The sequence below is a fragment of the Pseudoalteromonas obscura genome, assembly GCF_030135505.1.
Taxonomy (GTDB): Bacteria; Pseudomonadota; Gammaproteobacteria; order Enterobacterales; family Alteromonadaceae; genus Pseudoalteromonas; species Pseudoalteromonas obscura.
Window position 1 is genome coordinate 680894 of record NZ_JASJUT010000002.1, and the last position, 12329, is coordinate 693222.

The 12329-nt window shown below is 42.1% G+C and carries 7 protein-coding genes; all 7 read right to left on the minus strand.

The annotated features are described in order from the left end of the window. Nucleotides 1–30 precede the first annotated feature (30 nt). The 7 genes from QNM18_RS07285 to QNM18_RS07315 all read right to left on the minus strand — a co-directional run bounded on the left by QNM18_RS07285 (nt 31) and on the right by QNM18_RS07315 (nt 11801). Nucleotides 31–303: a hypothetical protein gene (locus tag QNM18_RS07285; protein WP_284136762.1), complete on the minus strand. Its 273-nt coding sequence runs from the start codon at nt 301–303 to the stop codon at nt 31–33. A gap of 221 nt (nt 304–524) precedes the next feature. Next, on the minus strand, nt 525–2153 hold the full coding sequence (locus tag QNM18_RS07290; RefSeq protein ID WP_284136763.1) for an FAD-binding protein: 1629 nt from the start codon (nt 2151–2153) through the stop codon (nt 525–527). A 409-nt stretch (nt 2154–2562) separates the two neighbouring features. Beyond that, the gene (locus tag QNM18_RS07295) at nt 2563–2910 is read right to left on the minus strand and encodes a hypothetical protein (RefSeq protein ID WP_284136764.1); all 348 of its coding nucleotides are present in this window, start codon (nt 2908–2910) and stop codon (nt 2563–2565) included. A 205-nt stretch (nt 2911–3115) separates the two neighbouring features. Continuing rightward, a complete protein-coding gene (locus QNM18_RS07300; RefSeq protein ID WP_284136765.1) occupies nt 3116–3415 on the minus strand; it encodes a hypothetical protein in 300 nt (99 codons plus the stop codon). 84 nt (nt 3416–3499) lie between these two features. Beyond that, nucleotides 3500–4219, minus strand: a complete 720-nt coding sequence (locus QNM18_RS07305) for an ankyrin repeat domain-containing protein (RefSeq protein ID WP_284136766.1) — start codon at nt 4217–4219, stop codon at nt 3500–3502. A 14-nt stretch (nt 4220–4233) separates the two neighbouring features. Next, nucleotides 4234–11277 (minus strand): Tle-like phospholipase domain-containing protein, encoded by a 7044-nt coding sequence (locus QNM18_RS07310; RefSeq protein ID WP_284136767.1) that lies wholly within the window; start codon nt 11275–11277, stop codon nt 4234–4236. A gap of 173 nt (nt 11278–11450) precedes the next feature. Next, nucleotides 11451–11801 (minus strand): hypothetical protein, encoded by a 351-nt coding sequence (locus tag QNM18_RS07315; RefSeq protein WP_211012087.1) that lies wholly within the window; start codon nt 11799–11801, stop codon nt 11451–11453. Nucleotides 11802–12329 lie beyond the last annotated feature (528 nt).

Genomic DNA, 12329 nt, shown 5'->3' on the forward strand with positions numbered 1-12329 from the left:
ATACGACACATCGTACCTATTCAGTAGCACTTAAATATAAATACTTGGTCCACTTGTGCCTGGACCGGTAATTGTGCTTGGTCCTGTTAAAGTGCCAGTGAACGGCCCTGTAGCAGGATCTGTTGGTCCAGTTTGGATAATTGTTGCCTTATCGGTCAAGTTGTATGCATCTGGGTGGGTCGTTGTATAAGTATCTGACGATACACTTACGTGTGCACCACCAATTTGCTTGGTCACCTTTGATGGGATAATCGCAGCATCTTGAGACAAGGTTTTTAGTTTACGTTTTTTAAGGTTTAACATCTCATACTCCTTATTAAAATCGCCTCACATACTACGAATCAATTTTAATCGAGCAACTTAAAAACCAGCGTCAAAACAAAACATTAGATAGAATAATAAATTCACCCACTTTTTAATCCGTTGATATTATTTTAAAAACCAAAAAATTAGACTTTCCTATTAGAATCATAAGGTAAATACCACTCGGTATTTACCTTAATCTTGGTTTTAAAGCGCGAGGGCTATAGCTCTATCGACTGAGCATGGTTCAAACGATTTTTCGGATCCAACAAACGTTTGACTTGCTGCAACCTTGGGTAGTTATCCTTGTAATACAGGTATTGCCAATTGGAAATATCGGTATCTGCATAGTTCACGTAACAGCCGTCCATAGTGCCATCTGGAGCAGGTCCCGTTTCACCATACATTTTCAGGTATAGGCCATTCATCCAGCCAATATGGTAAGGGTCTTGAGCAGGTTCAAACCAATAAGTTTGATATTGTAACTTCATTACAGAGCTTCGGTGCGAGACTGCCGTATCTGAAGAAGACAGTGCATTAATTTGACCGCCGTAAGAGGAAATTTGTACCAAACCTCCTGGGCTTAAATAGTCGCCATTTCGTAGCTCATTCCATAACGTATGTATCTGTGATTCAGGAAACGGTTTATTCATATAAGCAGATTTGTTTTTCCCTCTTGCACCGATTAACGGACCTGCCGCATATTGCGTTCCGTACCACCATGGTAAGCTGAAATAACTGCCTGGCGGTGTAGGCCTCGGCGGTGCATCTTCTTGACTTTGTAATCCCATATGGTCGGTCGTACGCAAGCCTATTTTTGCCTGCGCCAATTGAGATGCAGAGAAAACGGCATCCAAAAACTCATCAATTAAGCCCGGGTTGCCACTACTAAACAATTGCATACGTATATCGCCACTTCCCCCAACAGAATTAGGTACAGACATGGATGAATGCAATGCATTGAAGCGGCTTTCTGGACCATTATTTTTAGTCCAGAATTCACCATAGTTTTTTAGTAAAGCTGCAAACTGAGCATAATCTAAACTCGCCCATGGGATCGATATTTCTTGTGCATGTATAAAGGCTGGCACATCTGGTAGATCTTTGAAAAAGTATTTTGTAACAATGCCAAAATTACCACCGCCACCACCTTGATGCGCCCATACGATTTCATCAGCCTGTGCCGATTGCCCTTTGAAATATTTGCGAGGATAAGTGGCCTGACCGCCCCATTCGTTAAACGCCACAAGTTCAACACCGGCTAAATAGTCGCTCGACAATCCGAATTGCCTCGAGTGAACACCAAATCCACCACCGCAAACATGACCACCAATCCCCACACCAAAACACGAACCCGCTGGGATTATTTTACCAAACTCCTTAAATAAGGTTTTGTAGGTATGGCCTAAGTTAGCACCCGCTTCAACCACATAATAATCGCCATCCTTGTAAATTCGATCCATATTACTGATATCAATTACAACGCCATTATCATTGTCCACAAACCCCTCATAACAATGACCGCCCGCCCGCACTGTGATGCGCTTTCCTTGCGTGATCGCGTCTCTTGCCGCCATATAAACTTCATGAGCTGAACTACACGCGCCAATGTATGTTGGCTGACTTAAGAAGCGCATGTTGGAACCTAATAGCATTGAAATATAGCGCGGGTCATTGCCAAATACTTTGTGATACTGCCCGTACTCCCCCCGCGCATGAGCAGCCGAAGACTGCAAAGCTAACGGTGCAGCGCCGACAGCGCCACCCACAGCCAGTGACTTTTTCAAGAAACTACGTCGAGACGTTTGCTCTGTTGATTGTGAAACTAAGTTTTTTTCTTTGTTATCCATAGTACTGTCCTTACATGTTATTGTTATTAGCCATACGACGCTAAACCACTATCCTAATTCGGTGCGCTTGTTCGTATGACAGCTTCAATGTAGCAATAAAAAGGACAGGTTCTGTATATTAATTAGACTAAAGGATAAGGGTGAAAATGAATAAAAATACAACATTTTCTTGAAGGGCAATGTTTTTAGCGATAGTAAATACACACATCTGGTATGTATCAAAATATTTCGAGTGCTAGTGTGTCGGTATTGTAATGCTGCAGAGCCAGAAACAGTACGTTGCGCCTGCTTCAATTTTAAATTGGCAAGGCATATGAGTGAATGACTCACTCACAATGCCCGTAAATTAGTCTTCTAAGGGCGTGTTAGATTTAGGTCCAACCCCACCACTTGAAACCAACGCTTTTATTTAACGTGTAAAGTGCACGGCGTAAATTTCACAAGTCCCACCTGAGTTTCCAGTCCATTTATGCGCCGCTCCCGTAAAGCCTGTCACTTTTATTTTAGCTTGTGTATGAAATGCGCTAAGTAAACTACTCAATGTTGACTCATAGCCTTTGCTGTTCTTATTTACAAAGTAGCCATGAATACAGTTGCTACCATTTGTGTCTAACTTAACGAAAACATCACCTTCACCGAAGTTCGCGTAGACATTTAGTTCTGTAATGTAACCGGCTAGTGATGTTTCTTTCGTTGATGCAAATGCCGACTGAGAAACAGCGCCTAACAATAACAAGGAAAATAATAACTTACTCAATTTAAGGTCCTTAATTTATAAAATAAATGCTAATTATATATAATTCACAAAAAAACAAAACACCTTATGAATATAGTAATATTAAGAAGTGAGCAAACCTCTTTCTAGAGATGTATGAATTGAAATCAATGGGAGGAAATATAAAGTTGGCTTATCAGAAAAACTGACAAACCAACTTTATAACTAGAAAAACATTAGAATATGATTATATTTTTACATCTATGAAGTTAATCTGAGGTTCTGTTGATGCACAGCTTTTATTTTCTTGGAATTCAACTGCAACCTTTTTATTAGACGCCGCAGCCATCATAGCGACGGAAAACATAGATTTGTAATAATCATTCGATAAGTTAATTCTCGCATATCTACTACACCCTTCAAATAATACATACGCAACAGTAGGTCTAACTCTAATATTTTTAATCTCTACACTCGGATTAGCATTATAAGCAAAGGCCGCTTCACTGCTTAGGAGTGTCAAACAAAGTGCGATTACCTTTTTCATTTTTTGTCCTTAAATATTTATTTAATTTATATATTGTTGAGTTATAAATATACGATAAGAGTACTGTACTGCACAAAACACTCCCTATTTAGCGTCACAATTAGCCGCCTCCATCAAACGCTGATGGTATCGTTCAATCTCTAATTGAGCTGACTGAGTCAATTCATGTTTTCGCCCAATAGCTCTATTTAACTGGAAGCATGCATCTCCTACATTAGAAAGTGGATTCAAATTTATATCGGCCCCATTCTCTAATAACTTCCAAGCCATAAAAAACTTATATGAACCAAGGGCTCTTACAATAGGCGTACCTCCAGAGTTATCAACATTGTTGACATCAAACCCTTTGCTCAGTGCTAGCAAAAATGCCTCGTTCGTATCTGAGCTAATGATTTTATAAACTGGTGTTCTGCCAAATGCATCTCTTTGGTTAAAGTCAGCACCATGTTCAGCAGCAGGCCGTAAGTATTCAATCCCTATCCAGCTTGCAAGAAACGTAACATTGTTACCCCTTTCACCGAATGGAATATTAGGATCAGCCCCCGCTTCAAGCAGTCTTGTATAGGTGTTGATTTGCCTGCCTTTTAAAGCAAAGTATAAAGGGGTAAACCCCGTTTTCCCTTGGCAATTCACCTCGTGACTCGGCGTAGCAAGCAGCTTATTTAAGCGTTTCAAATTCCCATTTAATGCTGCTCGAGCGAGCTTTAAGCACAATTGGTCCGTATATTCTTGTTCCGGTAAAATACTATAAATGCCGCCCGTTACTGCATGACCGAGTTGTAAGCACCCGGTCTGCAGAAACATTAGCGCAACTATAACTAGTCGGAATAGTCGCAAGGTTTGCCCCCCATAGACGAACATGCCCCAACAACGCCGTGTGAGCTCAATGGTGTCAATGCAATTTGCTTACCATTGGCAGACGGCAAGAAGGGTAATAATTGCCCAATGTGCAGTAGGTCAGTGGTGTTGTAGTACGCTTTGATCTTGGACGGATCAACGGTCGACATATCCACCCCCTTACGGGTCATGGTTCGATCATGTACACCCGCCGCGTTTATCGTGGTCGCTGGATTACCAGTAAACATTGACGCTGCGGCAGCCAGTCCTCCACCAAGCGAGTGCCCGGCAAACTCGACGTTATTGCCCAGCTTGTCTACCACCACCTGTGCCAGATCCATTGCTTCATTGTATTGTGTGGTTTCAATACCAAATGCTTGAGTAATGTCTGCACCAACATCAGGTAGCAATTCCGCAGTGCCTCGGTAAACCAACAAGTATTTACCCTGATCATCTTTAAACAGAGCCGCATTCATACTGCTTTCCGTATTAAAGTCTTTCGGATCTAAGTCCATTGCTTGAAGTTCCTGATCTGAAAGGCGCTTGTAGTGGTCCGTCCCCTGACACTGGGCAAAATCCTCATACACACAAGAAGCCGCCTCAATTTTTGGTAAATCAGCAATCGCACTCGGCGTTACTTTCAAAGAGAACTTCTTGTCAATCTCTTCAATTGCTTGCGTCATGCCTGTCGCATCCATGACTTTGCCCTGTAACCACTGTTTTGCCAAGCTCTTACTCAACCCACCTAAGAAGTTGGCCATCGCCGTTCCACCTCCTTTAATGGCGTTGTTCACACTGATCGCAAATTGCGCGTAGCCATAATAAGTATAAGCAGTCAACGCATAGCTAATCGCTGTTGCCACCGCAGCACTTACCGCTGAGCTAGCAGCAATAGCTTTAAGTGCGGTGATTGCCAACGTCACCCAAATATATCCACTCGGATCTGTTTTATTGAGAGGGTTATTAACTACGTATGAATAACGGTTAAGACTTTGAATATTTTCAGGAGCCTGAACCATAGGATCGGCTTGTAAGAATCGACCAAGAATTGGGTCGTAGATCCGTCCCCCCATATGAACAAGGCCTACCTCATCAATTTGCTCATGGCCAGTGAAGCCGCGTAGAGTGATCATACTGGTAAACTTGCTGGTATCACTGAAGTCTCGTGCCCAAGTTTTAGCATCTCGACGCGCACCAAACACATCAAAACTCATGACTTGAACCGAACGGCCATTGCTGTCTGCAATCACATGTGTCGACCCTAGGTGATCATCCAAGATATAGCGAGTGGTTGCTTGGTTATTGACGGTCGTTACCAACACCTTACCGGCAATATAGCGTTTGCTCACCCAAGCACTTGAACCTCCATATCGGATAAACTCAACTTTTCCGACATACCGAGTTTCCTGAGCAACAGGTATAAATTTGGTTATGTCTCCATTCAAAATCGGGATCAATGCACCTTTCTCACCACCAAACTCAAGGCGTCTAAAGCGTTTACCATTACCTGAGTATTCAAACTCAACCCAGTAGTCCCCTTTCTCTATATAAGTTGGTTTATGGAAGGTGTTGTAACTTAGTACTCTGTCATTGTCTTTGACCATATTACCCGAAGCATCATATTGATACTTGTTCGCACGGGCTCCTGTGACCTCAGTGACTGCATGGGGTCTACTTGATTGGTAATGGTAGTTACCTACCCCAGTCTTGTAAGTTATATTACCCAACTCATTGTAGCGGATATCAGTTGTCGCAACGCCGGATATCGTACTGCGTGTCACCCGGTTAAGTGTGTCATAGGCAAAAGTTTCTTTTTTGCCAATCGCTAAATCTTGTCGATAATTCAAATTCCCTAGGTTATCCCAGTCATATCGCAAGTTTTGCAAAGTGCCACTACCCGTTGTTGTCATACTCGTCAATAGACCAGTCTCAGCGTCAAAACCTTTGTTTCGTACAATGCGACTACCGAGTTGTTCTTTGGTTAGATTGCCAAACGCATCCACGGTAACAGCTCGCCAAACCACGGAATTGGTCTGACTGTCTTTCAAAGAGGCTAAGTGCTTATGAGCATTATATGTATAGATAACGCTCTTTCCAGACGCGTCGATCTCCTTGGTCAGCTGGCCTGAGCTATTGTATTCCCACTTCTCCTTATAGGTATCGCCTTCAATCACCGTCTGTTTTTCACGACTGCGGCTAAATGCATCGTAGTAATAACGTTCAGTAAACCCAGACACCTTATCGTTAACTGTAAAAACTTGGCCTTTTGCATAGCTGCCACTGTCATAACTGGTGACCGTATGATGCTCTAAAGTAGTGCCTTTTTTACGTACAGATTCAGTAATACGACCCAATACATCATACTTATATGTCATCACATTGCCGTTGCTGTCCGTTTCTTTCGTCAACTGATGATACTTGTTATAAGTGTAGTTTATTGTGCCTTTATCAGGATCAACCACGCGAGTTTTGTTGCCGTATTTATCATACGATATTTGAATTTGGTTCCCCTTTGGCCCTTTGAGGTTTCGAGACTTACCATTTTCATCATATTGATAATCGGCAGACTTGTTGTTTGCATCAGTGACTTTAACCAACAGTCCCATGGCATTTTTAACCTGAGTATTACGGCGTCCTAAGGGGTTAACGTTTGTCACCGCTTCACCGTTGTATTCGGTTTTCCAGACAGAACCGTCAGCCTTGGTAATTTTAATCACACGGTTTTGTTTATCGTATTGATAAACTGTCCAACGTATTGTGCCACCAGCAAAATATGGTAGAGACTCGCGATATTTACGACCCTTAGTATCATAAGTAAAGTCTGTGTATACATAAGTGCCACTTAGGGACACACTGCCTTTGCGAATTTCACGCCCATATTTATCAAAATAGACTCTGGAGTCAGGCGCCCCTTCTACGGTAGTTTCTTCGTAGTAGGTTGCGTTTGACGGACAGTGGTTTATCGATTTACACCAATACTGTACCTTACTCGTACTCAGTGTTTGACTGCCTGAGATACTGGTATTATTTGCCGGTGTAGATACTTCTCCCGTCACTCGTCCAAGTTGGTTATAAGTACTATAAGTGCGCTGACCATTGGCTGTTTGCACATAATACTTGCGACCCAAGCTGTCATATCCGATGGTACTTCTGTGACCCAAGCTATTGGATTCCCCCGTCAGATGACGGTTCGTACTGTCATAGTATTTCGTCAATACCTTATTGGGTAAACCTGGGGACGATACAGTTTCTTTGGTGACCATACCATAGCTATTCAGCGTGTAGCTCGTGACCACGCCATTGTCTGCGGTTGTTTTGATCATTCGCCCTTTGCTGTCGTAGGCATAGTTTACCGTTTGCGTATTTTGATAATTACCTCGATTGCTGCCATTAAGGCGATTTAAATAACGCTTTGTCGCCTGCTTTTTCGTCAATCTACCACCGTATTTACTGTACGAGTAGGTATGTGTTTCAGACGTGTGCGCATAGCCATTTTTACTGTCAATAGTACTTTTTTTCGATACCGGGTTACCAAAGCTATCTATGGTTAATTGCTCGGTTTTTGTCGCAATAAGCGTCTGGCTACTGGTATCCGTATTATAGGTCTTTGTCACTGAGCGACTTGGGTAAACCATATATGGATAAGTGGCGCTACCAGCTTTAAAGCCTGTATCTCTCTTATTACCATGAGTATTCGTGACTTCTGATTTCAATCGCCAAATACTGCTTGATGAGGCACTTTGGATACTTAACTCAGAGCGGCTCATGGCCGTTAACGGAGAAGCTATCAGCTCATCGACGGGAATTGTTCTTGGGATCTCACAGCGTTTGCCAGGCTCCCAGTTACAGTTACACATCTCAGGAATTTCATCGCACGGATCTATCGGTGGTGGGGGGGGATTTCCGCCTCCGCCTGAGCTTGTATCGCTACCAAATTTTACATATGTCTGCACTTTAGACACAGCGCCTCTATAATCCCCATCTTGGCGATATGTACTAACAACTTTAGTGCCTGCATTTCGACTCTCAATGACAACTTGTCTAAAGCCGAGCATGCCACGACCGACTTGTGCTTTAGCACCATAATATTTATAGGTAAATAAATCCTCTCCTTTGCGCAATAAGCTAACAACACGAGCACCTTTCTTTATGTCTGTTACTCTGCCGTTACCCCAGTTTTTGTGCCTCGCATCATAGTCCGGTACATACACACTGCGATTATTAAGCGTAGAATAGGAGACTGATGTTTTAACACCAAATCCATCTGTCACCGAAGAGATCAAAGTAGCTGGACTATCACTGTTTTGATACAAGCCCATACGCCCAGAAAAGACTAATTTATCAGGCGTGCCGTCCCCAGTAACATCCATAAAAGTGGTGAAATCAAAATTTGATCCCTGTGATGTCAGTTTTCTCGCCGTAAAGCCACTGCCATTAAAGAAATAAAAGTGATCTCCATGGTCTTCTCTATAGACCTCTGCTGTACCATCACCGTTGATATCAAATGTTTTTAAGGCTGCTTTGTTATACTTGAATAAGTAAATGGCACTGTTGAACCCATGTCCATTATTTATTCTGGCATACCAATTATCGCTGTTATTACGATAGAGAATATCCGCCAGACCATCGCCATTTAGTTCGACAGCTTGAATATCCTTAATATTATATGTTGACGAAACAGTAACAAACTCTGCAAACGTATCACTGCCCTGCGACACAAGAATTTTCCAGCTGTAGCTATGGCTGTAACCTTGTGGAGTAATAAGTCCACTTTGTTGCTGCATCAACTGCTGGGTTTCAATCGCTGGCGATTTGCTCATATCAACTGGGTTCAATTGCTTAGGCGAAACAGGTATCAAAGCCTGATTATCATCCGCTTGTTTTATTGATGCGCCCGCTTGCAGTTGTGGCTGTACAATTCTGGGATCTTCACATGCCCATGGACGATCGCACGGTGGGAAAGGATCATCATTGTAGGTAGACACTCTGACTTTGGCTAAAAAGTCTGCGCGGCCATCGCCATTAAAGTCCATCGCAGGAAACGTATTATCATCCTTGTCATAGGACATCATCGAAGCCGTTGAACCGCTTGGCGCATTTAAATTGAACTTGATTGGTTTAGCAGCACCGCTAGCTAGGCCCGTTTTAGTGCCTTTTTGGTAAGATAATTTATTGCCAACAAAATGTAGTAGTTCGGGATAACCATCGGCATCGATATCCAAAAATCGCGTATTTTCATCATTCGTCGGCTTACTAATGGAGGTTAAAGACGTAAATGAAAAGTTCATCGCAGATGTATGGCGCATCAACTTCCAATGCTGATTACTGCCAGATAAATAAAGAATGTCATCCTTACCATCTTTATCATAATCGACTATTTTCCATGTTCTGCGGAATGTCTTGTTGGCAAGATCATGAAACCGACGCTCATCGCCAAATCCGCGACCATTGTTTGGGATCATATATAAATGGTCTGATGAGCTACCTCTATCGTTGCGCACATAGGCAATATCAGTTAATCCATCACCATTGAAGTCCATAAACTGATGCGCTTTATAGCGGCTGTTTCTTGAGTAATCACGGCCAATATCTCGACCTAACCTCACAGAGCCCCTTGAATTCCAGTTGAATACAGTTGGTGACAAACATTTATTGTTACTTGAACATGCTTGCACTTTTTTCAGTACGCTTTCCGTTACACCGGTGCCAGCATAGCCATAAGTCAGATTATAACGGCGTAGCAACCGACCGGAATAATAAGACTCTATATTTTTAAGGCGTTTAGTCAGCGTGATCTTATTGTTTTTTAAATAGGCGAGTCTGCGCTTATCGAGTCGATCTTCCCAGTTGAAGCGAACCTCATTGCGGGTTGCGCCACTGCCGTGACCTGAATACTTGATAGATGTGGGATAAAACTCAAGACTGCCGTTCACTTTGGTGTAGTTATAAGTATAGTAATTACCAGACGCATCTTCGACGCGCTTTAACGCCCAGGTATAACCTCGGTTATTACTGGCCTTGATTAACGCATCCTGTGCAGAGCCATGTTTACCATAAGTCAGTTTATTTCCCTGTGTATCGTATACAGTAAACGCATAAGGGCCTGTAACTGTGCTAGAAGTGTGCGCAATGATCTTTTGCCCAGTATTCTGCCTAGTTCGGTATTCTGAGTTGTTGCTGCCATAGGTGCGGCCTGATTTTACAATCAGACGCTGTCCATCTAGACAAAAGCGATCATTCTGATCTAAATTCACGGACCCAGCAACACCATCTGTCTCCATATTTTTTTCACATCGAGTGATGGCACTGAGCCCATCGATATTAAAACCGACCCCGACGTGACCATTGCGAGGGTTAGATGCGTAGCTCAGCGATACATTTGGTTTCAATCCGCCAGTCGCTTCGCCTAAGGTGATCGGAATATTGTAGGTAAACTCGCCTCCAGGCGAAACATTGCTTTGGGCAGGTAAAGAGCCGACATAATCATTGGTATTGATAGCATGACTCAATCCGGTTGATTGTGCGTAGTGCACTTTATCATTGCTCTTATCGACAATATCAGCACGAAAATCGTAGTTGAAGTCCCGCACTTCCATTTGCTGACCAAAGTCTCGGATATTAATCCCTATGCGATAAGGTTTAACCGTATTGCGTGACACCAACAACTCATGACCAAGGTCAGTCTGGATCAGTGCATCTGCTTGGCCATCTCCATCGAAGTCGCTGCGCAGTCGTTTGCCCACCACATCCATTTCGCTATGTTGCGCCGCGAACTCAGACTTTGAAATACCTTCTAGTTCGAATCCGTTCGCTGTTTGAACAATACGAACATATGGGTGAGACTCAAAAACCCGGATACTGACGGGCGCTTCATCAGCGGTTGTTACTTGTTTAACTGGTTGCTGATAATAAAGATTTCCGCTGCTATCTTGCCATACATTGTTAGTAGGAGTAACTGGACTGGCATGAACCCAGCAACTCAATAGCCCAAGAGGTAGGGCCAATAATCCTTGTTTCTTTAACATACAGAATTCACTTTTCTTGTTGTATATCTAAGCCATGAATAGGCATTGATCACAGAGCAAATAAAGTACTTCGTAACATAAAGAAGTAACTGCTAACTTAAGCTAACAAGCCAAAGTTATACTCAAAATAAATTACACTTGGTTGCTCGTTGCGAGTAGTTCGTTAAGAAAAGTTATTCTACGACTTTGACTTCTACCGATTGCACAGCACAGCCTGAAGATGCTTTATCAAATTGCAGACCAACAGGTAAATTTGCTGCGATGGCAGTTAACAACATAGATTGCATATTGCGGAAGTTTGGGCTTTTTTGATCTAATACGGCTGCATTATCAGCATCAAGATTACAACTTAACGTCGCGTTCGTGCCCTCATGAAATTTAATTTTCACTGCATCGCTATCGGCGATAACCGAAGAAAAGACGACATTGGATACGCCTTCACAACTGTATTTATTACAGCTAGCAAGTGCAGAAGAAGAACCAAAAAGAAGGGCGATAGTGAACATAGTACAAGCAGTTTTCATAATTTTATCCTTTATTATGTTTTTATATTGTTGAGTTTTCACTCAAACACTATCATAAAGACGTAATTTTGCGTATAAAAAATACAAAAAATGCGTAAAATTTGTTACTCAGCATTAAACAAGTCAAACAATAAAAGTTAATATAAATTAGTTGTTTTAAATTTTTGGGCGCTTGCCCGGACTAGAGTTGAACATTCTCAACTGTATACAATCGTAAAACATGGCTGTGAGCTCGTTCATTTTCAGCCTCTTGATTCACTTTTTAAAAATAAATGCCTTCATATAATAAAGTGCGCATTGAAAATAAAAAATTCCTCAATTTAAAACTAATATATTTACAGCTCTTATATAGAAGTAAAAATCATGCCGTCTCAATCTGCTGAATATGTTCTGAAACATAAATATGACTGTGCCTAGATGATAAAAGGTCACTTTTGATGTTGATTTCGAAGTGATTTTTATAACATTCAGACTCTTACGTAATGAAAATTAATGGGATAGCAAATTAACAAGAAAGTGAGTTACTTA

Coding starts and splice junctions, on each gene's coding strand:
- QNM18_RS07285 (WP_284136762.1), bottom strand. CDS start 303: ATGTTAAACCTTAAAAAACGTAAACTAAAAACCTTGTCTCAAGATGCT.
- QNM18_RS07290 (WP_284136763.1), bottom strand. CDS start 2,153: ATGGATAACAAAGAAAAAAACTTAGTTTCACAATCAACAGAGCAAACG.
- QNM18_RS07300 (WP_284136765.1), bottom strand. CDS start 3,415: ATGAAAAAGGTAATCGCACTTTGTTTGACACTCCTAAGCAGTGAAGCG.
- QNM18_RS07305 (WP_284136766.1), bottom strand. CDS start 4,219: ATGTTTCTGCAGACCGGGTGCTTACAACTCGGTCATGCAGTAACGGGC.
- QNM18_RS07310 (WP_284136767.1), bottom strand. CDS start 11,277: ATGTTAAAGAAACAAGGATTATTGGCCCTACCTCTTGGGCTATTGAGT.
- QNM18_RS07315 (WP_211012087.1), bottom strand. CDS start 11,801: ATGAAAACTGCTTGTACTATGTTCACTATCGCCCTTCTTTTTGGTTCT.